The following is a 24,991-nucleotide window of genomic DNA, read 5'->3' as shown; positions in this document are numbered from 1 at the left end:
TCTGGGGCTGACTCTTGTCGACCTGCGGGGACTGGACACGGATGATTGTATGCGCTACAACACATCCGATGTATTTCATGGACTAGCTCATCCGCCCCTGCAACGACGCCGTCGTTGGTCACGAGAGGTCCGTGTACAGCCATGTCTCCGTCACGCTTGTCTCGTCTCCCGGTCGCACTCGCCTTGTTGCTCTTGAGCGCCGCCGTTCCGGCGAACACCGCGGCAGCGTCCACAACGGACGCCGCGCTCAGCCCGAGCAGCGGGATTCTCGACGTCGACTATGCCAAGTACCTGTCCAAGCACGACATCGTCTACAACCGTCCCACCACCAACCCCGCCTGGGGACTGACCGTCGGCAACGGCCGCACCGGCGCGATGGTGTGGGGCCAGAACGGGCTGACCGCGCAAGTGTCCGGTGTGGACCTCGCGGAGCAGTCGACCTACGCGGCCGGGCTGGCCAACCTGGCGACGACCCCGGCGATGGACTCCGGTTACACGACGTTCCAGCAACGCCTTTCCTTGTATGACGGGACGTTGACCACCAAGTACGACAACAACCGCACCGTCACCATGCTCGGCTCGCCGGACTCCGAGGTGATGGGCATCCACGTCGACGACGCCCGCACCGGCGTGTCGGCCGTCTCGTTCGAGCTGAGCATGTGGGATCCCGCCACCGTCACCAATGTCGCGGACGTACCCAACCTCACCACGTGGAAGACGGTGTCGACCTTCGCGGACGCGAGCGTCGCCGGGCTGAGCCGAGGGCAGGCCGACCCGGGCGGCTTCGGCTACACGTTCGCCGCGACGGTCGAAGGCGCGAACTACACCACACAAGTGGTCAACGGCACCAAAGTCCGCGTCACCCTGACCCCGACATCCAGCTACACCATCTGGTTCACCGCCTCGGGCCGACTGAACGCACCCGGCCACGACTCAGTCGCCCAGGCGCGCAACCAACTCGCGGCGGTGAAAGCCACCGGATACGGCAGCACGCTGACGAGCTACCGCAACTGGTGGCACGGTTTCTGGCAACGCTCGTTCGTCCAGTACTCGAACCGGGCCGGCGACGCCGACTATCTGGAGAACGTCTACTACCTGGCCACCTACATGATCGCCGCCGGTGGTTACGGCGACTACCCGTTCCACTTCATCAACGGCGTGTTCCGCTCGACCGGCGACAACACCAAGTGGAGCAACGGGTACTGGTACTGGAACCAACGCGATGTCTACAACTCGTTCCTCGCGTCCAACCATGTCGACCTGTTGTCTCGGTTCAACAATCTCTACTCCCGCAACGCCACCGTGCTGAAAGCGGCCACCAGCACCCGGTACGGCATCGACGGGCTGTGGGTTCCGGAGACCATGGGCTGGGACGGCAACGCACGCGGCACGGTCAACAGCGACTTCACCAAGAACATCCTGTCCACTGGTTACGAGGCCGCGTTCAACATGTACCTGCAGTACCGGTACACCAATGACAGCAACTATTTGCGCAACACCGCGTACCCGTTCATGCGTGACGTCGTGAAGTTCTACGCCGCCAAACTGTCCTTGGACACAGCCACGAACACCTACTTCATGGCCAGCTCCAACGCGCACGAGACCTATTGGAACGTGCCCAACGCCATCACCGATCTCGCCGCGGTGCGCAGCCTGTTCCCGATCACCATCCAGACCAGCCAGACCCTGGGCCTGGACGCGAACCTGCGCGGGCAGTGGCAGAACATCCTCGACCACCTCGTCGCCTATCCGTCGGCCAATGGCGCCTACCTGCCCCACAAACCGCCGCTGACCGCGACGAAGAACGGCGAAAACGTTGCCAGTGAACTGATCTGGCCGTACAACGTCACCGGGATCGGCGCCCCGGACTACCAGACGGCGCTGAACACGTGGAACCAGCGGCCGTTCCCGTACGGCAACGTCTGGGCCAATGACGCCGTGCAAGCCGCCCGGCTTGGCCTAGGTGACCAGACCTTCCAGGGTATGCGGACGATGCTGCAGAAGTACCAGAACTTCCCCAACGGGTTGACCAGCAACACCAACGGTGTCTTCGAGTACCTCGGAGTGCACCTGTCGGCGTTGAACGAGGCGCTGCTGCAGAGCTACAACGACAAGATCCGCGTCTTCCCGGCGGTGCCAACGGATTCCACGTTCGTCGGCAAGTTCACCCTGCTGGCCAAGGACGGTTTCCTGGTCAGCTCGGAACGCGAGGCGGGCGAAGTCAAGTACGTCGGCGTGAAGAGCCTGTACGGCAAGCAGGCCAGAGTGGTGAACCCTTGGGGAACACAACAGGTTCAGGTCCGGCGGCTGTCCGACAACGCGATCATCACCACGAGTTCGGCCACCGAGATCGCCTTCGCCACCGCCGCTGGAACGAGCTACGTCGTGGAACGCACCGCCAAGAAGCTCGACTCGTACACGCACGTCACGCTCTCCGGCACCGCCAACCAGGACGCGAAGCCCTTGGCCAACACCAGTTCCACGCTCGGCATCAGTGCCACGAACAACCCCGTGGTCAACGACACGCAACTGACCTACGACGCGAACTGGCACGCCGCTACCGGCCGAGGGCTGGGTGACTTCAACGACGACGTGCACCACTCGGAGACCGTCGGCGCCACCGCGCAGTACACGTTCACCGGCACCGGCGTGGACTACCTGTCAGAACGCAACGGGGACATGGGAAACGTGGACGTCTACATCGACAACGCCTTCCAGGCCAACGTGAACCTGTTCGTCCCCGGGCCGCGGCAGAGCCAGCAGGTCGTCTACACCAAGACCGGGCTGGCCAACGGAAACCACACCATCAAGATCGTCAACAAGACGACCTCGGTGGGCATTGTCGACGCGCTGCGCATCCGGAGCTGATGGGTTGAACCTGGACGGCGTGGGTATTCGCTGACGTGGAGCGGCTCATCGACAGGAGGAACAGCCGTGGACGTCGTTGATCTGATCATGCAGGACCACCGCGAGGTGGAGCGGTTGTTCGGGGAACTCAAGCAGCACCCGGAGAAACGACCGCTGCTGACGCCCGTGTTGTGCGCGTTGCTGACCGCGCACAGCCGGGCGGAGGAGGCCGAGGTCTACCCGGTGGCCGCCAAGGAGGCCGGTGAGGCCGACGAGATCGCGCACAGCCAGCACGAGCACGCCGAGGCCGAGCAGATGCTGGCCAAGCTCGCCCAGACCGACCCGGAGAGCTCGCAGTACGACGAGCTGCTCGGCAAGATCGTCGACGCGGTCACCCACCACGTCGAGGAGGAGGAATCCGAGGTCCTGCCGGGGATGCGCTCGCAGCTGGACGACGACCGCCGGGCACAGCTGGGCAAGGCCTTCGCGGCCAGCCGCGCCAAGCACCTGGGCGAGCGGCCCGGCGAGGCGACCAAGGAGGAGCTGATGACGCAGGCCCGCAACGCCGGGCTGACCGGCGTGTCGGGGATGACCAGGGAGCAGCTGTCCAGGGCCCTGCAGTCGCAGTCGTCCTGAACCGGTGTCCTTTGGACGGGCGGGTGGTCTCACCCGCCCGTTCCGTCTACTGTGGATCATCGGCCGTGACGCCGTGCGGCAGGCCGGTGGTCTGGCCGATCTCGATGAGGTAGCCGTCGGGGTCACGCAGGTAGCAGCGCAGCTCGGAGCCGCGGTCGAGGGGTTCGGTGAGGAACTCGGCGCCCTTGGCGCGGGCGTCGGCGTAGAACGCGGCGATATCCGCGACGCGGACGTTGAGGAAGGCCGACACGGGGTCGCCGGGTTCCGGTGCGGTCAGGGTGATGTCTGGTTTGTCTGGTGTGGGGCCGCCGCCCGGGTTCATGATGATCCAGGTGTTCGCGATCCGGACGACGGCGGGGTTCTCCGGGCGGATGACCTGGCCGCCGAAGATGCCGGCGTAGAACTCCCGTGAGACCCTTACGTCACGCACGGTCAGGAAGTTCGTCACGACCAGCCCTTGGTCGGGGGCGGGGAAGTCGTTCACTGGTGTCTCCCAACAGTCGGTTGCAGCGGAGACAAGACAGTGGCCGCGGTTGTGACGTCCATTGTGGATCATCACGTGGTGGCGGGTTCCTGCCATCGCGATCCGGTCCACATCGGATACGCCGGGTGAGTAGGCCTTTCGGACTAGTTACAAGCGTCTTCGCACGTGGTTGAGTGCCCCTAGTCGCGGTTTCCGGCCAGCTTGGCCGGGCGGGTGAGACCATGGGGGGCTCCCAATGAGTACCGGCTTTGGCGTGCGCGCGTCCAGAACGCGCAGATGGGGCGCCATTTTCGCGGCGGCGTTGACCGCGTTGAGCCTCGTACGGACCGCGGAGGCCGCCCCGCGCAGTGAGGAAACCGCCGCGCAGGTCAAGGCAAAGGAAACGGGAAACCCCGTCCAGATCGCCGGAAAGACCACCGAGACCGAAGAGTACTTCGCCAACCCGGACGGCAGTTTCACCTGGCGCCAGCACGAGCGGCCGGTGCGGGTCAAACAGGACAACAACTGGACACCGGTCGACACCACGCTGGTGAAGCGTCCTGATGGGACGGTCGCCCCGAAGGCCGCCGCCGTGGACCTCGCCCTGTCCGGCGGCGGCAGGGGCCGGCCGCTGGCCCGGCTGGCCCACGAGGGCAACGAGGTCGGCCTGGGCTGGGACGGCGAGCTGCCCGAGCCCAGGCTCGACGGCGCGGTCGCCGTCTACCCGGAGGTCCTGCCGGGCGTGGATCTGAAGGTCACCGCCGACGTGCTCGGCTTCTCCGAGGTCCTCGTGGTCAAGACCGCCGAGGCCGCGAAGAACCCGAAGCTCAGGAAGATCACCTTCGCCTCGCACACCCGCAACACCCAGGTCCGCGCGCAGGCCAAGAGCGCCGCGGACAAGCCGAACTTGGAGGTCGTGGACGCCAAGGGAGCCCAGGTGTTCACCGGCACGTCGACCCGGATGTGGGACTCCAGCGGCGATGCGGGCAAGGGCGAGAGCCCCCGCGGCGCGACGATGGGCACCGAGGTCACCGGCCAGGCCGTGGCGATCATCCCGGACCAGGACTTCCTGGCGGACAAGGCGACCAAGTACCCCGTGTACCTGGACCCGGAGTACAGCTGCAATGCGTGCGGCAAGAACCACCACATCGTGGTCCAGTCCGGCTACCGGACAGCCAAGAACTACGATGCCTCCTCCGGCGACCTCAGCGACCTGAAGGCCGGCCTGCAGACCACCGACAGCTCCGGCTACTCACGGTCCTATGTGGAGATGGCCACCTGGGCGGTGTCCGGCAAGACCATCCACCGCGCCAGCCTGAACGTCCCGCTGCTCTACTCCTGGTGGGGACCCGGTTCCGCCACACAGACGGACATGTACGTCGCCAACGGCTTCGGCCCGGGCACCGACTTCGACCACCAGCCGTGGATCGCGAACATCCCGGACCTCGACGAGCGGATGGGGTCGAACAACGCGACCAACCAGTCCAAGGCGCCAGGCGTGGTGTCGCAGTTCGACGCGGGCCGGGGAGTGGCCTATGCGGCCTCGCACGGCTGGGGCAACCTCACCTTCATGCTCATCGGGTCCTCCGAGAGCAACAACACTTCGTGGCGGCGGTTCGGGCTCAACCCGTACCTGGAGGTCTGGTACGACTCGACGCCGAACGACCCGGTCGGGCACGCCATGCAGAACGGCACCGTGCCGTGTGTCAAGGGCGAGGACCGGCCGTGGATCGCCACCCGGACGCCCACCGTCCAGGCGCGAGTGTCCGATCCGGACGGCGGCAGCCTGAACATCCACATCGCCACCAGCGGTGGCCCCTACGGCGCCGACGTGGCAGGCACCTGGCACGAGAACATCGATGCCATGCCAGGGGTCGGCACACCCGGGCCCGGCCAGGAAGCCCTGGCGCGAATACAACTCCCGTCCGGCTGGATCACCGGCGACGGGATCTGGAAGTGGGCGATGCGGGTCAACGACGGGGAACTCTGGTCACCCCGTTGGGACTGGGACTGCGAGTTCTATGTGGACACCGCGGTTCCGTTGGCACCCAAGCTGACTCCTAGTGGCACGGCCCCGGTGAACCAGGGCGACACCGCGACGTTCAACGTCCAGGTGGACATGGCCAACCAGATCTTCGACATCGACCGGTTCGTGTACACAACGGACGGTAGTGAGCCCTCGACCCAGGGCTCGCCCAGCGTCAAGGCGAACCGGCTCGTCGAGCAGGGCACTGGCAAGAACACGGCCACCGCGGCCCTGACCCTGACCGCGGTCAACGCCAACCAGAACCTGCTGAAGGTGCGCGCGGTCAGCAAGGCGGGCCTGCCCGGTCCGAACGCCACCTGTGCGGCGCCACTGACCACCGTGGGCAATGCCTGTGCGTATGTCGTGGCTCCGTTGACCTCCGCGAAATTCCTCAAGGGGGCCTGGGGGATCGACGACACCTGGGGCACGACCTCGGCGGACAACGTGGCCACGTTGAACCCTGGTGAGACCCCGCATCCGCTCACCCTGCGCGGCGGCGCTTCCTGGGCGGAGGGGTACAGCAAGGGCAACTCGTGGACGCAGGCGGACGCGTTCGGCGCCAAGGACGGCACGCGCGGCGGCATGTACCTGACCAACAACGGGTACCTGGAGACGTCCGCGAAGGTGATCGACACCTCCAAGTCGTTCACGGTGTCCGCTTGGGCGTACCTGAACAACACCAACTCGTACTACACGGTCGCGTCCCAGGACGGCGACCAGGTCAGCGGGTTCTTCCTGCAGTACTCGGCGGACTTCGGCAAGTGGACGTTCTCCACCACTGCCACGGACGCTGTCGGCGACGCGGTCCGCACGACCTCGGCGGACAACTCGGCGGTCCCACAACTGAACACCTGGACCCACCTGACCGCCACGTATGACGCCAACTCCCGGCAGACCGCCCTGTACATCGACGGCAAGAAGGTCGGCACGGCGCTGCTGCCATACCCGATATGGAGCGCCAACGGCCAGTTCGTCGTCGGTGGCGCCAAGTGGACCGGCACCCGGGTCGACCAGTTCCCCGGCTTCGTCGACGATGTCCAGGTGTGGCAACGGGTCCTGTCCGACCAGGACGTGCACGACCTGGCCACGGTGGCGGTGCCGCGGGCGGGCTTCGGCCTGGCCGAAGGGGCCGGGACGAAGCTGGCGACCGGTGCCACCGGCAGCCAGGAGGACGGAACCTATGTGCCCGCACCGATTCCATCGCTGCAGGGTTACTGGAAGTTCGACGAGAACAACGGCACCACGGTCTCCGACGCCAGTAACAACGGCGCCGGCTACGAGAACAACCTGATCACCACGAACGCGGCCTGGGTGGCCGGCAAGACCGGAAGCGCGTTGCAGTACAACGGAACCGCCGGTAGCTACAGCTACTCCACCGGCCGGGCGGTGAACACCTCGCAGTCGTTCACGGTGTCCGCCTGGGTGAAGCTGGACGATCTCACCGCGTACCAAGGGGTTCTGGGACAGTCCGGGGTGCACCGGCCCGGGTTCCAGATCCGCTACTCGCCGGACGTGCACGCGTGGATCTTCGGCCTGAACACCAGCGACTCGTCCTCGGCGACCACGGACTGGGCCTACAAGCCCGACAGCGTGAGCCAGACCGGCGTCTGGACCTTGGTGACCGGCGTCTACAACAACGACACCAAGCAGATCCAGATGTACGTCAACGGGAAGCTCGCCGGGACGAAGACGTTCAGCGGAGTCCCGTGGGACGCCACCGGACATGTCACGGTCGGCGCCTACGACTTCGACAACAACCCGATCCACTCGTTCAAGGGCACGATCGACAACGTCCAGATGTGGCAACGCGCGCTGACCGCGAGCCAGGTGGCCGGCCTCGGCGGGCAGTCCTACGTGGACAGTGTGTGGAGCCTGACGCCCGCGGTGGGCACGGCGACCGGTTCGGTCAGCGAGACCACCAACGGTGACAGCGCGTTCGCCTCCTACCCGGGCAGTTCGGGTGCGAAGGTGACCTGGCCGCGGCCGGACTTCTTCCGCACCGACAAGTCGTTCACCATCGAGGCGTGGGTGCGCGACGACGCCCTGGCCGGTGGGACCGCCACGGCGGTGAGCATCTTCGACGGCACCAAGATGCCGGTGTCGCTGGATTACCACCCGGAGTGGGGCGGCCGCTGGACGTTCATGATGTCGGGCAGCACCGGCCGGTTCATGCTCGGCGACGCCGCCCCGGTGGAGGGCAAGTGGACGCATCTGGCGGGGACGTTCGACGCCACGGCCAACCGGGCCTGCTTCTACATCGACGGCCAGTTGCAGAACACCGAGCTGAGCTCGTCCGGAGCGGTTGGCGTGCAAGGCTGTTCGACCAACGTCTTCGGCTGGAACAACACCGGTTCGGTCGTGATGGGCGAGGGCTACTGGAACGGGGCGGCGGTCAACCCGTGGCGCGGCGGTGTGGCCGGGGTCCGGCTGTACTCCGGCGTCCGCACGGCCGACCAGATCAAGGACGACCGGACCGCTGACGATCCGGGCGCCGTGTTCGAGGTCAGGCACTGAGACACCTTGGGAAACTTCGCACACTGAGGGGCGTAGCCGACATGAGCGTACGCGTGCGTGGCAGAAGTCTGACGGCTGCGATCGCGGCGGTCCTGATGGTGGGGACGTCGACGACCGCGATCGCAGCTCCGCCGAAGAGCGGCTGGCACGGGCTGGGCTGGAACCTGCCCGCGTTGCAGACGGCGAAGTCGGTGCCGGGCCGCGAGGACCGATCGCGCCCGCTGCCGGTCAGCGAGTCCCAGCAGAAGGTGCTCAAGGCCCCGCAGCAGGTGGCGTGGCCCGCGGCGGCGTCGGCCGAGACCGATGTCGCCACGATGGCCAAGACCGCAGTGCCGCTGACGGTCGGCCGCAAGACTGCCAAGTCCGACCCGGGCCGCGTGCGGATCGAGACGCTCGACCGGGCCGCGTCCGACCGGGCGGGCGTACCCGGTGTGCTGATGAAGGTCGCGCCGGTGTCCGGCGACCTTTCCGGCCCGTTGTCGGTGGACGTCGACTACGCCGGGATCGCGTCGGCGTTCGGCGCGGACTACGGACATCGGCTGACCCTGGTGTCCTATCCGGACTGTGTTTTGTCCACTCCGGACAAACCGGAGTGCCGGGTGTCCAAGCCCTTGCCGACGGCGAACACCGCCGACCGGCACCTGCGCAGCGAGATCACGTTGCCGGAAGGCAAGGTCCGGACCGGGAGCGCGCGGCCGGAGCCGGGTGCAGCGGCGCCGATGGTGGTCGCGGCCGTGGCCGGGGCCAAGGGCGGCGAGGGTGACCTCAGCGCCACTTCGTTGTCCCCGGCGGGATCCTGGTCGGCCGGCGGCTCGAGTGGTGCGTTCAACTATGACTATCCATTGACGTTGCCGTCGCCTCCGGTCGGTGACGCGCCCGGTCTGTCGCTGAGCTACTCGTCGGGCAGCGTGGATGGCGCGACCTCGGCGACGAACAACCAGCCGTCGTGGGTTGGCGACGGCTGGGGCCTGTCCGTCGGTGGGTTCATCGAGCGGGCCTACAAGTCGTGTGCGAAGGACTTGGGCGGCAACAACGGCCAGACCAAGACCGGCGACCAGTGCTGGGCCACGGACAACGCGACCCTTTCGCTGGGCGCCAACAGCGGCCCGATGGTCAAGGACAAGGACAACGGTTCCTGGCATCCGCAACACGATGACGGGTCCAAAGTAGAGCACCTGACCGGCGCGGCCAACGGTGCCAAGGACGGCGAGTACTGGAAGGTCACGACCACCGACGGCGTCCAGTACTTCTTCGGTCTGAACCACCTGCCGGGCTGGACCGACGGCAAGCCCGAGACGCAGTCGACCTTCACCGCCCCTGTCTTCGGCAACAACGACAACGAACCCTGTCACCAGGCGACGTTCGCCAACTCGTGGTGTCAGCAGGCCTACCGGTGGAACCTCGACTACGTCGTCGATCCCAAGGGCAACCAGATCGCCTACTACTACCAGCCCGAGACCAACTACTACGGCCTGAACCTGAACACCTCCACTGCGGGCACCTCGTACATGCGCGGTGGGTACCTGCTGCGGATGGAGTACGGCCTGAACACCAAGGCCGGCGGCGCCTACGCGCAGGCTCCCGCGCGGGTGGTGTTCGACACGGCCGAGCGGTGCCTGCCGTCCGGGACGATCACGTGTGATCCCGGCCAGTTGAACTCGGGAACGGCGTCCTCCTGGCCGGATGTGCCGGCGGACCAGATCTGCGCCGAGGGCAAGCCATGCCCGAACGTGTACCCGACCTTCTTCACCCGCAAGCGGTTGACCGCCGTGACCACTCAGGTTTCCAACGGCTCTGGCGGCTGGAACAACCGGGACAAGTGGACGCTGGCGCACACCTTCCCGGTCAGTGGTGACGGCTCGAACCCGGTGCTGTGGCTGGACAACGTCGTCCACACCGGACTGGTGGGCGGGTCGCTGGCGATGCCGCCGACCACGTTCGGCGGCACGGCGAAGTCGAACCGCACGTTCGCCAGCCAGAACTACACGAGCCTGTCGCGTTACCGGATCACCACGGTCGCCGGGGAGCTCGGCGGCACGATGACCGTCGACTACTCGGCACCGGACTGCCAGGGCGGCGCGCCGGATCCGGCGACCAACACGACCCGGTGTTTCCCGGCGTACTGGACGCCCGGCGGCAAGACCGACCCGATCCTGGACTGGTTCAACAAGTACGTCGTCACGGACGTCTACACCGACGGCCGCAGCGCGCATTCGGTGCAGAACCGGACCCACTACGACTACCAGGGCGGCGCCGCCTGGCACTTCGACGAGAATTTCCTGACCGACAACGCCTATCGCACCTGGTCACAGTGGCGTGGCTATGGCGAGGTCGTCACGACCACCGGTAACCCGGGCGACCCGTCCGGTCCGCAGACCGTGGTCAAGGACCTGTTCATGCGTGGCATGGACGGGGACAGGGCCGCGAGCGGGACCAAGAGCGTCCCGGTGAAGAACTCGCTGAACGAGTCCATCCCGGACTCGCCGCAGTACGCCGGCTTCCAGCGCGAGTCACTGTCCTACTTGGACGGTAACGTGTTCACCGGGACGGTGAGCGATCCCTGGTCGACCGCGGCGACCGGAACCGACACGAACGGCGTGCAGTCGTTCGTGACCGCGAAGGCCGGAACCCGCACCCGGACCTGGATCGCCGCGACCAACTCGTGGCGCAACACTCGCACCGCGTCGACCTTCAACGACAAGGGCATGCCGGTCACGGTCGAGGAGGACGGCGACGTCAGCGTCCCGGCCCAGATGATCTGCACGCGCACGACCTATCCGTCCAATGTGGATGCCTGGATCCACACGTATCCGAGCACGGTCCAGAAGATCTCCGGGCCGTGCGCCGACACGAACCCGGCCACCAGCGCGAACATCATCTCCGAGAGCCGCAACCGGTACGACGGCCAGGGCGAGGGCGTCGCACCCACCTCAGGCCAGCTGACCGAGGCCGACACGCTGGACACGTGGCCCGCCAACGGCCCGCCGACCTTCATCGCGAAGAAGACCAGCTACGACACGGTCTACGGGCGCCCGGTGTCCACAACGGACGGCCTGAACCGGCAGACGACGACCGCGTACACACCGGCCACTGGCGGGCCGGTCACGCAGGTGACGACGACGAGCCCGCCCGTCACGGTAGCCGGTGTTCCCACGTCGTTCACGTCAAGCACCACCTATGACCCCGTTTCCGGCCTGCCAACGACCAAGGTCGACCAGTCCGGCCTGCGCACGGACATGACCTACGACCCGCTGGGCCGCCTCACCGCGGTCTGGACGCCAGGGCATTCGAAAGCCGCCAACGCCGCCGCGACCTCGACCTTCAGCTACGCCGTCAACACCACCTCGCCGAGTGTGGTGACCTCCAGCCGGCTGCTCTCGTCGGGCCAGTACTCGTCGGTGTACAACATCGTCGACGGCCTGGGCCGGACCGTGCAGGTGCAGGAACCGACGTCGTACTCGGGCGGCGGCCGCGTGGTCACCGACACCCTGTTCGACTCGCAAGGCCGGTCCTGGAAAGCGCACAACTCGTACTGGAACAGCGCCGCGCCGCAAGGCAACTTGTTGGTCGTCCAGGACACCGACGTGCCCAACACCACGATGGCGCACTACGACTCGGCCAACCGCAGCACCGCCACGATCTACCTGCAGAACGGTGTCGAGCAGTGGCGCACCACCACGGCCTACGACGGCGACCGGGTCACCACGATCCCGCCAACGGGCGGCACGGCCACCGCGGTGATCAGCAACGGTCTCGGCCAGAAGGTCAAGACGCTGGCGTACAAGGACTTGGCGCACACCGGCCCGAACGACCCCGCCGACGCCACGACCTACACCTACAACCGCGCCGGTCAGGTGGAGACCGTCAAGGACACCACCGGCCAGAACACCTGGACGTTCGGTTACGACCTGCACGGCAACAAGATCTCGCAGAACGACCCCGACACCGGCCTGTCGGCCTCCACCTACGACGCCGCCGGGCAACTGACGTCCACAAAGGACTCCTTGGGCAAGGTCGTCGTGTTCACCTACGACAACCTCGGCCGCAAGACCGCGTCCTACGACACCGCGACGACCGGCACCAAACTCACCTCGTTCACCTACGACACCTTGCTGAAGGGCGCGCTGACCACCTCGGTGCGGTTCGTCTCGGGCAAGGCGTACGTCAAGAGTGTCACCGGCTACGACGACGGCGGACGGCCGACCGGCGCGAAGTTCACCATTCCCAGCAACGAAACCGGGCTGTCCGGTTCGTACTCGTTCGGTCTCGCCTACGATCCGCTCACCGGCGCGGTCGCCCGCGAGACGTCGCCGGGTGTCGGCGGCCTGCCGGAAGAGACGATCTTCCGCACCTACAACGCCCTCGGCAAGCCGACGCAGACGTACGCGGCCAACGGTGGCGGCGGCGCGGGCACGAGCCTGGTGTCCGAGACGCAGTACAACGCGTTCGGCCAGCCGCTGCGGATGAATCTCGCGGCCGCCGACGACCCCAAACAGGTCTCGACCACCTGGACCTACGCGGACGGCACGAACCGGCTGACCTCCTCGGCGACGGTCCGGGCGACCGCGACCGACCAGTGGGTCACCAACCGCGCGTACACCTACACGCCGTCCGGCGCGTTGACCAAGGTCACCGACGTCGCCGAGACCCAGTGCTTCGGCTATGACTACCTGCAGCGCCTGACCCAGGCGTGGACACCGTCCACAGGAGACTGTGCCGCGGCGCCGAGCACGGCGTCGCTGGGTGGCCCGGCGCCGTACTGGACAGAGTGGACCCACGACGCCACCGGAAACCGTTCCACGGAAACGGATCACACGGCGTCAGGTAACACCGTCACGACGCTGGCGTATCCGAACCCGGGCTCGCCACAGCCGCACGCCGTCACGTCGGCGACCACCACCGGTCCGGGCGCGACCAGTTCCGACTCCTACACCTACGACAAGGCCGGCAACACGCTGACCCGGACGAAGGCCGGTGCGACCCAGACCTTCACCTACGACATCGAAGGCCATGTGGCCACCGCGACCGACGCCGCGGGCAAGGTCTCGTCCTATGTGTACGACGCCGAAGGCAACCGGCTACTGACAAAGGACTCGACCGGCACGACACTGTCCGTCGGTGACGTCGAGCTGTTCGTCGCGACTGGCACGTCCACCGCGACCGGGATGCGTTTCTACAACCACGGCGGGCAGCAGGTCGCCGTCCGCACCTCGGCCGGGCTGACGTGGAAGGTCGCCGACCACCACGGCACGGCCACCGCGAGCATCACCGCGTCGAGCCTCTCGGTGTCCCGCCGGTTCATGGACCCGTTCGGCAACGTCCGCGGCACGCCGCCGGTGTCGTGGCCGGACAAGCACTCGTTCATCGGCGGCTATCAGGACGTCACGAGCCTGGTCCATCTGGGAGCGCGGGAGTACGACCCGGCGATCGGCCGGTTCACCGCGGTCGACCCGGTGATGGATCTGGAGGATCCGCAGTCCTGGAACGGGTATGCGTACGCCGGCAACAACCCGGTCGACCACAGCGACCCCACCGGCAAGTACTGCGACAGCTGCGATCTCTACACCGGGCACCAGATCGGGGTGGACTGCCCGCCGTGTGGTGGCGGGACGCCGTCGACCAGCCCGAGCTCCGGCAACCAGGGCCACTACTGCGACGGTTGCAACAGCGGCAAGGGATGGCCGACGACGCACGGGAACTACCCGGCCAAGGTCGGTTCCAAGGGCAAGCCGGTGCTGGATCTGTCCAAACTGGCCAAACCGCCGCTGATCCGGGACCTCAACCGGCACTTCCAGGAGAACGACGGGGAGTGGTATCCGCTCAACGGCGAGGAGTACGTCCTCGATCCGATCCCCGGCTACGTCCCGCCGGAGGAGCTGAGCGAGGGCACCCGCTGGCTGATCCTGGGCGGCGTGGTGGCGGGCGGCATCTGCCTGATCGTCGAACCGTGTGGCGCCATCGTCGGTGGCCTGGCCGAGGCCGCGGGCCCGCCGATCGCGGTCGTCCCGGGCACCGCGCTGACCACCGTCAAGGGCATCAGTCTCGTCGACGACGCGCTCAACGCGGGCACCAAGGCCGAGAACGCCGCGAACGACGTCAAGACGGCCGAGAACGGCGCCGAGCTGCTCAAGGACTGTTTGGGCGGCAAGAGCTTCGCGCCGGGCACCAAGGTGCTGATGGCCGACGGGTCCACAAAGGACATTCAGGACGTCAAGGTCGGGGACCGGGTCAAGGCGACGGACCCGCAGACCGGCGAGTCGGCGTCCCAGCCGGTCACCGACGTCCACATCAACATCGACAGCGATCTCACGGACCTCACCGTCACCGGCAAGGACGGCCGCCCGGCGGTCGTGCACACCTCGCAGAACCACGAGATCTGGAACCCGGTCCACGGCAGCTGGATCCCGGCCGGGCAGGTGCGGACCGGGCAAGGGTTCCTGACCCCGGCGGGGGAGCGGGCCACGCTCACCGGCGCGATGAACTTCGGCGGCCTCGCGGTGATGTACGACCTCACGGTCGGCACCACGCACACCTTCTACGTGCTGGCCGGGGACACACCGATCCTGGTGCACAACTCGTCCTGCCGGATTCCCCTGGGCAACGGCACGTTCAAGTACCCGGACGGGTCCATCCGGGACGCGAAGGGGCATTTCGCCGGATCGACCGGAGCCCGGGTGGGTGCCTCGGCCGAGGCGAACGCCTGGGACCACCTGGAGACGGAGGGCCTCAAGGTGGTCCGGGGAACCGTCGGTGTGCGGGGCAACGGCGGCCAGCTGCGCTACTACGACGGGGCGATCGACGTGGGCAACGGCCGCTACCTGGGCATCGAGGTCAAGTCCGGCGGCGCCTCCCGCACCCCGGAGCAGACCTCGTTCGACACCTGGGTCGGCCAGGGCAACACCGCGACCGGCGTCGGTGAGTCCGACGGCATGACTATCGTGGGCGTGTTCGACGTGATCACCCCATAGCAGGAGGCAGGAGCGGATGACCCTCCCGGCGAAGGCGGACTACCAGCGGTTCATCGAGCCGGTGGTCCGCGCCGAACCCCTGGCGCTGCTGACCGCGGAGGGCTTCAGCGGCCGGGCACTGACCTTCACCCGGACGGTCGACGGGATCCGCCAGGAGGTCCGCTTCGCCCTCCAGGTGCGCCCCACCTACGCCAAGGACAGCGCCCAGCTCATCCTGCGGACCCACATCACCGTGCCCGAACAGGTCCAGGCGATCTACCGCGACCTCGTCCCCCAGGACCCGGACCCCTCGGCGTCCTGCACGATCGCCGCGCCCATCGAGTCGATCGCCCGCGAACGCGTGGGCATGTGGCTGTTCAAGGACCCGGAGAGCGCCGCCGGCCTGGAAAAGCCCATCACCCGCGCCATCTCGCACTCCGTCGTGCCCTACATGCGCGAGACCGCCACCGCCGCGGGCCTGTTCGCCATGATCCGCGACGACCAAGCCGCCGAGAACCCCGCCGCGGCCCTGTTGGCCCCCGACCTCCCACCCGGCAACCGCCCCGCCCTCGGCGTCGCCCTCGCCCTGTCCATCGGCGATCACCCCGCCGCCACCACCCTCGCCGAACACGCCTACGGCAACGCCCCCTTCCGCACCCAGTACGACGCGTTGTTCCGGTACATGGCCAAGGCTTAGGTTCGGGGCCTGCAGATCATCTGCCGCTCGGTGCCGATCGAGGATGTCAACCCCACCTAAGCGCCCCTCAGCCGCGATCTTCTTGCTTTCTGCACCCCACTCGAGTACTGCGAACGTCGGCCGAGCCTTGGCGTGCCTGATCGACCTTCTCTGGTCACATCTCGACTACGAGTTCCCCTAGTGGAGTCACGCAGGTGGCAGGCGTACGGATAGTCCAGTGCAGGCTCACCGGCTCCTCGCTTACCGCGGACCGAAAGGGTGTTCGTATTGAATCCCGACGCTCACATTCGTTGCGATATCGATGAGGATCATCTGGTTGCGTCAGGCGGCCGTCATTCCAGTGCTGTCCTATGTTTGTTTCTCAACTCGAACCATATGGTCGATCGGTGTCATGACTACACTTATGTCACTACTTTGTTGTTTGACAGAAGGGGGATGTATCGCGAGCGGAAGACGCCCTTACCTGTGGCTGGGTGATGGTGTCGATACCGTCTCGAAAGGACGTTCTTCCATGCCCGACAATGAATTGGGAGCCGACGAGAAGTCGGTGCGGCATTCCGTGTCGTCGCGCGTTCAGACTGGAGACCTGCTCCGGGACGAATTCGGTCAGGCGTGGCAGCACTACAGGCATCTGGAGTTACTTCGAGGTCAGTACGTCAGCTATGCGTTCTCCATCACGCTAGGCGCGATCGCTCTTTCCATTCCGTTGACATCTCAAGTTTCCGCGAGTGGGAGGCTGCTGCTGATAACGTCGATCTTTCTCGCGTTCTATGCTTTGATCATCGGTTCGATGTATGCAAACGTCCGCAAACTCCGGTTGGTGCTGTGGCATTATCAGGGTGTCATCATCGCCATACGCCGGTATGTCTACGAAGCGGACTCGAACCTTCAGTTCGACATGCGGAAGTTCGACGTATTGTCGCTGGATCATCCGGTGATTCGGGGGCGCCTTTTTCGTACTCAGACCTTGGCGGAGTCGATGCTGGTCGCCTTTCTTCTCGCGGACTCCGTCGTGGCCTTTCTTGTCGCTCGAGCGTTGGTATATGAAGGTGCGGTCTGGTGGCAGCTGTGCTTGGTAATTGTGGCGAGTTGCGGGGTGTGGGCCATAGCTGCCGCGGTTATCGCGTTTTGGGTTCGATACAGGCGGGATATCCATGCCGACCAAGGGCCCGTCACCTGAACGCTCGCCCAAACCCGCGTAGTGGACAGGTCACCCGCCGGGCGAGACGAGGCCGGTTTCGTAGGCGAGCACGACGGCCTGGGCGCGGTCGCGCAGCTGCAGTTTGGCGAAGATGCGGGCGACGTGGGTCTTCACGGTCGCCTCGCTGAGGGTGAAGTCCTCGGCGATCTCGGAGTTGGACCGGCCCTGCCCGATCAGGGTGAGCACCTCGCGTTCCCGTGGTGTCAGGGAAGCCAGGTCGCGGTGGATGGCGGGTGGGTGGGGTGGGGGTTCGGCGGAGGCGAAGCGTTCGACGAGGCGGCGGGTGATCGAGGGGGCGAGGAGGGCGTCGCCGGTCTCGACCAGGCGCACCGCGGCGACGAGGTGTTCGGGGGTGACGTCCTTGAGCAGGAAGCCGCTGGCGCCGGCGGCGAGCGCGTCGTACACGTAACGGTCGAGGTCGAACGTGGTCAGCATGAGCACGCGGCAGGTGCTGGACTGCTTGAGGATGCGGCGGGTGGCCTCCAGACCGTCCATTGTGGGCATCCGGATGTCCATCAGCACCACGTCCGGCCGCAGCTCGCGGACGGCGGTCACGGCTTCGGCGCCGTCCGCGGCCTCGCCGACGACGTCGATGCCGCCGGAGGTCAGGATCATCCGGAAGCCGATGCGCACCAGGGCTTGGTCGTCGGCGATGACGACCCGGGGTGCGTTCATGGCTTCTCGAGGGGAATCCGGGCCCGCACGCGGAACCCGCCGCCGAGCCGCCGCCGGGCATCGAGGTCGCCGCCGAGCACCGCCACACGTTCCCGCAACCCCAGCAACCCGCGCCCCTCGCCGGTGTCCCGGTTGCTGCTAGCCGTTCCGGACAGCACGCTCGGGCCGCTGTTGAGCACCTCGACGCGCAGATAGTGGTCCGCGTACCGCACTGTCACCTCGGCGCTTCGCCCATCGCCGTGTTTGAGCGCGTTGGTCAGCGCCTCCTGGATGATCCGGTACGCCGTGAGGTCCACACCGGACGGCAACGGCCGAGGCTCGCCGGAGATGCGGACCTCGACCGGCAGTCCGGCGAAGCAGATCCGGTCGATCAGGCCGCTGAGCCGGCTGAGGCTGGGCTGCGGCGAGAGCCGGTCCGGGTCCTCGCCATCGGTGGCGGGCGCGAGCAGGCCGAGCATGTGCCGCAGCTCGGTCATCGTGTCCCGCCCGGCGGTTTCCAGGGCCAGCAAGGCTTCCGCCGCGTCATCCGTCTGGGTGGTGAGCACCTGGCGGGCGGCCCCGGCCTGCACCACCATGACGCTCACGTTGTGGCTGACGATGTCGTGCAGCTCCCGGGCGATCCGGGCGCGTTCGGCGTCGACCGCGGTGCGGGCGGCGGTCTCCCGCTCCCGCTCGAGCAGCCAGCCGCGTTCCTCCATCGCCCGGGTGTAGGCCCGTCGCGCTTTGGCCAGGCGCACGGCCAGGACCGCGGCAGCCACACCGGCGGCCGCGGCAACGATCAGCCAACCGGCCCCGAGCTCCCACACACGTTCACTGTCCCAGAGCACGCGGCGTGACGCATCAGTCCCCGGATGCAGTGACTACATCCACGGGATGACCACCATCGAGCGGTTACCTCCCCGGACTGATGATCCGGGGACCGGCACTGCGCAGGATTGCGGTCATGCGGAGTGAAGAAGTCGTCGTGGAGCTGACGGCCGTACGCAAGGAGTACAGCGACTCGGTCGCGCTGGACGGGGTGTCGCTGGCGATCCGGGCCGGGGAGGCCGTCGCGGTGATGGGGCCGTCCGGCAGCGGCAAGTCCACGCTGCTGAACATGGTCGCCGGCCTGGACCGGCCGACCTCCGGCTCGGTGGTGGTGCACGGCACCGACCTGGGCACGTTGAACGAGACCGGGCTCGCGCTGTTCCGCCGCCGCCGGATCGGCATGATCTTCCAGTTCTTCAACCTGCTGGACGACCTCTCGGCGCTGGACAACGTGGCGCTGGCCGCGCAGCTGACCGGGACCAAGGCCGGGCAGGCCCGCAGCCGCGCGCTGGAACTGTTCGGCGAGCTGGGCATCGCCGACCGCAGGAACATCTACCCGGCCCAGCTCAGCGGCGGGGAGCGGCAGCGGGTCGCGGTCGCGCGGGCGCTGATGAACCGGCCTGCCCTGCTGCTGGCCGACGAACCGACCGGCGCGCTGGACAGCCGGTCCGGCGAGCAGGTGATGGACCTGCTCCTGGACCTCAACCAGTTCGGCCAGACGCTGCTGCTGGTCACGCACGACGAACGGCTGGCCACCCGGTGCGCCAGCCGCGTGATCGAGGTCGTCGACGGCCGGGTCGCCAGCGAGAACAGCCTGGAGCGGGCCTCATGAGCGCGCTGTGGCGGGCTTCGCGGTGGGGGAGCCGGGTGGTCGTGGCCGGGAGGGTGGCTGGGTCGCGAGTGAGAACAGCTTGGAGCGCACGCCATGAGCGCGGTGTGCGGGCCGCACGGTGCACCAGGCGCACGGATCGCTGTGTCGTGCGTGAGCACGGATTGGAGGGGACTTCGTGAGCGGGGTGTGGCGGGCTTCGCGGTGGGGAGCCGGGTGGTCGTGGCCGGGAGGGTGGCTGGGTCGCGAGTGAGGACAGCTTGGAGGGACTTTGTGAGCGCGGTGTGGCGGGTCGCGCGGTGCGCCAGGCGCATGGATCGCTGCGTGAGCACAGTTTGGAGGGGACTTCGTGAGCGGGGTGTGGTGGGCGAGCCGAGTGGTCGTGGTTGTGGCTGGCCGGGTGGCGAGCGAGAGCAGTCTGGAGTGGACCTCATGAACGTGGTGTGGCGATGCGTCAGTCGTCTGGGCGGCCAGGTCGTGCGTGAGCGCGGTTTGGAGGGGATCTCGTGAGTGGGGTGCGGTGGGTCGCGGGGTGCGGGGGCGGGGTCGAAGTGGTGGATGGCTGGGTCGTGCGTGCGAGCGGCTTGGAGGGGATCTCATGAGCGTGGAGCGGTGGGGGAGCCGGGTGGTCGCAGTGGGGGATGGCTGGGTCGTGTGTGAGCGCAGCTGGGAGGGGACCTCATGAACGCGGTGTGGCGGGCCGCGCGTGCGGCGGTGCGGCGGCGCAAGCTGCAGACGATCGTGATCGGCGTTGTGGTGTGGGTGTCGACCGCCACGATTGTGATGGCGGTGGGGCTGCTCGACTCGGCGTCGGCCCCGTTCGACCATGCCTTCGCTCAGCAGAACGGCGCCCACGTGGTGGCCGCCTTCGACCAGGCGAAGGCGTCCAGCGCGCAGCTCACCCAGGCCGCCACCGCAGCACAGGCGGCGGCGGGGCCGTTCGGACAGGTCACTGTGGACACCGCGTCGAGCGATGCCTTCTTAGGCACCTTGACGACGGTGGGCCGGGCCGATCCCGGCGGGCCGGTCGACCGGCTGAACGTCTGGCGCGGCCGGTGGGCGACCGGACCCGGCGAGATCGTCCTCAACCGCGCCCCGGGCACCGGCGGCCAGATCGCCGTCGGGTCACGGATCTCGCTGCCCGGGCGTTCCACGCTGACTGTCGTCGGGCTCGCCTACTCGGTGAGCGGCTCCGCCGACGCCTGGGTGACTCCGGACCAGGTGAAATCCTTACAGCCGAACGTTTTCCAGATGCTGTACCGGTTCGCCGCGGCCGGCACGGCGGCTGAGGTCAGCGCGGGGGAGTCCGCGGTGACGGCCGGGTTGGCGCCGGACGCGTTGCTGGGTTCGTTGTCGTACCTCACGGTCAAGGACAAGGCCACCTCCGAGCTGGGGGTGTTCATCCCGTTCCTGATGATCTTCGGGATCCTCGGGCTCACGGTCGCGGTGCTGATCGTCGCGAACGTGGTCAGCGGGGCAGTGGTGGCGGGCTTCCGGCACATCGGCGTGCTCAAGGCCCTCGGCTTCACCTCCAACCAGGTGATGGCGGTCTACCTGGTGATGGTGTCGATCCCGTCGGTCATCGGCTGCGTGGTGGGCACGGTCACCGGCAACCTGTTCACCCGGCCGATCGTGCAGGACGCGGTCGAGGGCTTCGGGCTCAGCGACATCAGCTTCGCCCCGTGGGTGAATGTCGTCGCGGTGCTGGGCATGCCCGCTCTGGTGGCGTTAGCCGCGCTGGTTCCCGCGCTGCGGGCGCGCCGGTTGTCGGCCGCGCAGGCGATCAGCGCGGGCAGCACGCAACGGATCGGGCGGGCGCTGCGGATCCAGCGGCAGCTCAGCGGCACCCGGTTGCCGCGATCGGTCAGCCTCGGCCTGGGCGTGCCGTTCGCCCGGCCGGCTCGCAGCGTCCTGACGCTGGCGGCCGTCGTGCTCGGCGTGATGACCGTGACGCTCGCGGTCGGCGTGACGATGTCGATGACCGCCTACGACGACGCGGTCCGGCCGTCGTACAACGACAGGGTCGAGTTGTTAGCCGGGCGGCCGCAGGGTCTTCCGGTGCCGGTCACCCCCGGAAGCTCCGGCCCGGCGGCGGCCACGTTGAGCGACGCCGACGACGAGGCGATGCTGCGGTCGTTATCGGGCACGGTCAACGTGATGGCCGAGTCCCAGGTCGAGGCCCAGGTGGCCGGCGGCAGCCAGAACACCACGATCTTCTTCTACCGCGGCGACACCACCACCCTCGGCCCGCGCGTGCTGACCGGGCACTGGCCGGACGGGCCCGGCCAGGTGGTGGCACCGTCGCGGTTCCTCAACCAGCGCGGGTTCAAGGTCGGCGACACCATGACCGTCGAGCTGCGCGGAAACCGAACCCAGGTGCGGATCGTCGGAGTCGTGCTGACCAACAACGCGGACGAGATCTTCGGCTCCTGGCAGACCCTCGACGCACTCGCACCGGGCACGCGTGCCGAGTCCTACCAGGTCAAGCTCACCCCGGACACCGACCGGCTGGCCTATGTGAGCGCCGTGCAAGCGAAAGACCCTGGGCTGCAAGCGTTACCCCCGCGGGACGGCTCATCGTCGACGGCCATGATCATCATCGGTGCCGCCGTGGTACTCACGGTACTGCTCGGCGCGGTCGCGGCGCTCGGCGTGTTCAACACCGTCCTGCTCAACGCCCGCGAACGCCGCCGCGACCTGGGCATGCTCAAGTCGATCGGGATGACCCCGCGCCAGGTCACGGTGATGATGGTGACCTCCATGGGCGCGCTGGGCGTGGCAGGCGGACTGATCGGCGTGCCCGTCGGGTTCGCCATACACCAACTGGTCGTCCCCGCCATGGCGCACGCCGGCCAAGCCGACGCCGTCGACGTGTTCATGGACGTCTACCGCGCTCCCGAACTCGTTCTGCTCGCCCTCGCGGGCATCGTCATCGCCGTCCTCGGCGCGTTCGTCCCGGCCCGAAGCGCGGCCCGGACGTCGATCGCCGCCGTCCTGCACAACGAATAGTCCAGAAAGGACACCAATGATCCGGCACTGGGGTGCGTTATGTCTTGCCCTGGCAGGGGTTTCGGCGCTGTGCCTGCCCGTCGCCGCTGCCAGTCCCGCACAGGGCGCGGTGGTGCGGCGGACGTCGTACGGGATCCCGCACATCCTCGCGGCGGACTACCGAGGGCTCGGCTTGGGACTCGGGTACGCGTTCGCCGAGGACAACGCCTGCGTGATGGCCGACATCGCGGTGACGCTGTCGGCTGAACGGTCACGATGGTTCGGCCCGGACGCGGCCGGCGCCAGCGGCTCCAGCAACCTGGACAGCGACCTCTACCACCAGCGGGTCAACCAGTCCCATGTGGTCGAACGGTTGCTGGCCGCCCCACAAGGCCCGTCGCAGCAGGCACGGAACCTGGTACGCGGCTATGTGGCCGGCTACAACCGTTACCTGGCTGAGAAAGGCGTGGCGAACCTGCCCGATCCGGCCTGCCGCGGCGCGGGATGGGTCCGGCCGATCACCGAGCTCGACGTGTGGCGACGCACCTACCAGGTCGCGGAGTTCACCGGCGGCGAGGCGATGCAGGAACCGATCGTGTCGGCGCAGCCTCCCGGCGCCGCTCTTCAGGCCACCACGCCGGTTCAGCTGCGGCGTACCGAACAATCCCCAGGCAGCAACGGAATCGGCCTGGGCCGCGCGGCCACCACCGGCGGAACCGGGATGGTGCTGGGCAATCCGCACTTCCTGTGGCAGGACGACTGGCGGTTCTACCAGCAGCAGCTGACCATCCCCGGTCAGCTGAACGTCAGCGGGGCCGCGATGTCCGGCCTGCCGGTGGTCGTCATCGGCCACACCGACCGGCTCGGCTGGACGCACACCTCCGCCGAGGCACAGACGGTGACCCTCACCAAACTCAGCCTCGTCCCCGGCGATCCCACCAGCTACCTGGTGGACGGCCAGACGCGCCACATGACCGCGGAGCCGGTGACGGTGTCCGTGCGCCAGAACGACGGCACCATCACCCAGGTCACGAGGACCCTGTACGGCACGCCGGACGGGCCAGTGGTGGAAGACCCCGGTCCCCTGGAATGGTCGGCCACGACAGCGTATGTCCTGCACGACGCCAACGCCGACAACCTGCGGGTCATCGACCAGTGGCTGGCCATCGGCCGCGCTCGCAGCGTCGGCGAACTGCAGGCCGCTCTTGTTCGCCACCAAGGGTTGCCGTGGGTGAACACGATCGCCGCGGACGCCACCGGCACCACCTACTACGGCGACATCCAGATGGTCCCGCACGTCACCGACGCACAGCGGGCGCGATGCGGCACCGGACCGGACATCGGCATCGTGATCCTCGACGGCAGCCGCGCCGCGTGTGGCTGGGGGAACGACCCGGACGCGATCGTTCCCGGGCGGTTCGGGCCGGGGCGGCTGCCCAGCCTCATCCGCGCCGACCACGTCAGCAACTCCAACGACAGCCCGTGGCTGGCCAACCCGGCCGCGCCGCTGACCGGCTATCCCAGCATCGTCGGCGACTCCGGGACCGAACGCTCGCCCCGGACCCGTCTTGGGCTGGACATGATCGCCGACCGGCTCGACGGCAGCGACGGCCTCGGCGCCCCCGGGTTCACACTGTCCACCTTGCAAGCCACCATGCTCGGCAACCGCAACCTCACCGCCGAACAAGGCCGGGCCGCCATCGTGGCCATGTGCCAGGCCAATCCGACCCTGACCGCCCGCAACGGCCAGCCCGTCGACGTCCGTGCCGCGTGTGCTGCCTTGGCTGGGTGGAACGGAACCGGCGACACCGGTCCGAAGAGCCGCGGCGCGCTCCTGTGGCGCGCCTTCATCGAGCTGGCCCGGCGGCCCGGCGTGAACCTGTGGCGGATGCCATTCGACCCGGCCGATCCGGTGCACACGCCACGTGGCATCAACGCGGAGGACCCCATTGCGCGCCAAGCCTTTGCCGATACCGTGCAGGCGTTCAACAGCGCCAATGTCCCCGTGGACGTGCCGCTTGACGCGGTCCAGCAGTACGAAGGCATCCCGGTCCAGGGCTGCAGCGGGCCGGAGGGCTGCTTCAACGTGATCTCGGTGCCTGGCCGCCCCGGCCCGATCGGCGCGATCCCGCACGGCTCCAGCTTCATCATGGCCGTCGAGCTGACCAGGACCGGCCCGCGGATGCGCACAATCCAGCTCTACAGCCAGTCCGCCGACAGAACCTCGCCGCATCACACCGACCAGACCCGCCTCTACGCCGGTAAACAGTGGGTCACCGGTCTGTTCACCGAGCCGGAGATCGCCCGCGACCCCAACCTGGTCACTCGGGTGGTTCTCGGCTGACTGGGGGTGTGCCCGTT

General features: G+C 67.7%; 12 protein-coding genes. 9 read left to right on the top strand and 3 right to left on the bottom strand.

From position 1 onward, the window contains the following. The first annotated feature begins 192 nt into the window (after nt 1-192). Complete coding sequence (locus AB0J95_RS16180; RefSeq protein WP_364757728.1) at nt 193-2,868, top strand: hypothetical protein; 2,676 nt, start codon at nt 193-195, stop codon at nt 2,866-2,868. Between the two features lie 66 nt (nt 2,869-2,934). Then, nucleotides 2,935-3,483, top strand: coding sequence for a hemerythrin domain-containing protein (locus AB0J95_RS16175; RefSeq protein ID WP_364757726.1), 549 nt, complete (start codon nt 2,935-2,937; stop codon nt 3,481-3,483). A gap of 46 nt (nt 3,484-3,529) precedes the next feature. On the opposite strand, the gene AB0J95_RS16170 is transcribed toward AB0J95_RS16175, so the two are convergent. Further along, nucleotides 3,530-3,967 carry a VOC family protein gene (locus tag AB0J95_RS16170; RefSeq protein WP_364757724.1) on the bottom strand — a complete coding sequence of 146 codons (438 nt, stop codon included), beginning with the start codon at nt 3,965-3,967 and terminating at the stop codon, nt 3,530-3,532. 235 nt (nt 3,968-4,202) lie between these two features. Here AB0J95_RS16170 and AB0J95_RS16165 point away from each other — a divergent pair, with 235 nt between their 5' ends. The 4 genes from AB0J95_RS16165 (at nt 4,203) to AB0J95_RS16150 (ending at nt 17,310) form a co-directional block, all read left to right on the top strand. Continuing rightward, nucleotides 4,203-8,486: a LamG domain-containing protein gene (locus AB0J95_RS16165; protein WP_364757723.1), complete on the top strand. Its 4,284-nt coding sequence runs from the start codon at nt 4,203-4,205 to the stop codon at nt 8,484-8,486. 53 nt (nt 8,487-8,539) lie between these two features. Next, a complete protein-coding gene (locus tag AB0J95_RS16160) occupies nt 8,540-15,454 on the top strand; it encodes an RHS repeat-associated core domain-containing protein (protein WP_364757722.1) in 6,915 nt (2,304 codons plus the stop codon). Nucleotides 15,455-15,470: 16 nt separating this feature from the next. Continuing rightward, on the top strand, nt 15,471-16,130 hold the full coding sequence (locus AB0J95_RS16155; protein ID WP_364757721.1) for a hypothetical protein: 660 nt from the start codon (nt 15,471-15,473) through the stop codon (nt 16,128-16,130). A gap of 511 nt (nt 16,131-16,641) precedes the next feature. Then, nucleotides 16,642-17,310: a hypothetical protein gene (locus AB0J95_RS16150; protein WP_364757720.1), complete on the top strand. Its 669-nt coding sequence runs from the start codon at nt 16,642-16,644 to the stop codon at nt 17,308-17,310. 30 nt (nt 17,311-17,340) lie between these two features. Here the strand turns inward: AB0J95_RS16150 and AB0J95_RS16145 are convergent, their stop codons facing one another. Together AB0J95_RS16145 and AB0J95_RS16140 are read right to left on the bottom strand one after the other, a co-directional pair. Next, complete coding sequence (locus AB0J95_RS16145; RefSeq protein ID WP_364757719.1) at nt 17,341-18,006, bottom strand: response regulator transcription factor; 666 nt, start codon at nt 18,004-18,006, stop codon at nt 17,341-17,343. Beyond that, complete coding sequence (locus tag AB0J95_RS16140; protein ID WP_364757718.1) at nt 18,003-18,812, bottom strand: histidine kinase; 810 nt, start codon at nt 18,810-18,812, stop codon at nt 18,003-18,005. Before AB0J95_RS16140 ends, AB0J95_RS16145 begins: the two co-directional genes overlap by 4 nt. A gap of 137 nt (nt 18,813-18,949) precedes the next feature. Between AB0J95_RS16140 and AB0J95_RS16135 the strand changes: the two genes are divergently transcribed. The 3 genes from AB0J95_RS16135 to AB0J95_RS16125 all read left to right on the top strand — a co-directional run bounded on the left by AB0J95_RS16135 (nt 18,950) and on the right by AB0J95_RS16125 (nt 24,974). Continuing rightward, nucleotides 18,950-19,645, top strand: coding sequence for an ABC transporter ATP-binding protein (locus tag AB0J95_RS16135; RefSeq protein ID WP_364757717.1), 696 nt, complete (start codon nt 18,950-18,952; stop codon nt 19,643-19,645). A gap of 678 nt (nt 19,646-20,323) precedes the next feature. After that, nucleotides 20,324-22,651, top strand: coding sequence for an FtsX-like permease family protein (locus AB0J95_RS16130; RefSeq protein WP_364757716.1), 2,328 nt, complete (start codon nt 20,324-20,326; stop codon nt 22,649-22,651). Between the two features lie 16 nt (nt 22,652-22,667). Next, on the top strand, nt 22,668-24,974 hold the full coding sequence (locus AB0J95_RS16125) for a penicillin acylase family protein (RefSeq protein WP_364757715.1): 2,307 nt from the start codon (nt 22,668-22,670) through the stop codon (nt 24,972-24,974). Nucleotides 24,975-24,991: the final 17 nt, after the last annotated feature.

Source organism: Actinocrispum sp. NPDC049592 (assembly GCF_040675465.1).
Classification (GTDB): Bacteria; Actinomycetota; Actinomycetes; order Mycobacteriales; family Pseudonocardiaceae; genus Kibdelosporangium.
The sequence above is the reverse complement of the archived record's forward strand: the minus strand, read 5'-3'. Positions and strand labels throughout refer to the sequence as shown.

What these genes read in the sequence shown, in the direction of transcription:
- AB0J95_RS16155 (WP_364757721.1), top strand. Translation starts at nt 15,471, where the DNA reads ATGACCCTCCCGGCGAAGGCGGACTACCAGCGGTTCATCGAGCCGGTG.
- AB0J95_RS16165 (WP_364757723.1), top strand. Translation starts at nt 4,203, where the DNA reads ATGAGTACCGGCTTTGGCGTGCGCGCGTCCAGAACGCGCAGATGGGGC.
- AB0J95_RS16145 (WP_364757719.1), bottom strand. Translation starts at nt 18,006, where the DNA reads ATGAACGCACCCCGGGTCGTCATCGCCGACGACCAAGCCCTGGTGCGC.
- AB0J95_RS16130 (WP_364757716.1), top strand. Translation starts at nt 20,324, where the DNA reads ATGAACGCGGTGTGGCGGGCCGCGCGTGCGGCGGTGCGGCGGCGCAAG.
- AB0J95_RS16135 (WP_364757717.1), top strand. Translation starts at nt 18,950, where the DNA reads ATGCGGAGTGAAGAAGTCGTCGTGGAGCTGACGGCCGTACGCAAGGAG.
- AB0J95_RS16125 (WP_364757715.1), top strand. Translation starts at nt 22,668, where the DNA reads ATGATCCGGCACTGGGGTGCGTTATGTCTTGCCCTGGCAGGGGTTTCG.
- AB0J95_RS16150 (WP_364757720.1), top strand. Translation starts at nt 16,642, where the DNA reads ATGCCCGACAATGAATTGGGAGCCGACGAGAAGTCGGTGCGGCATTCC.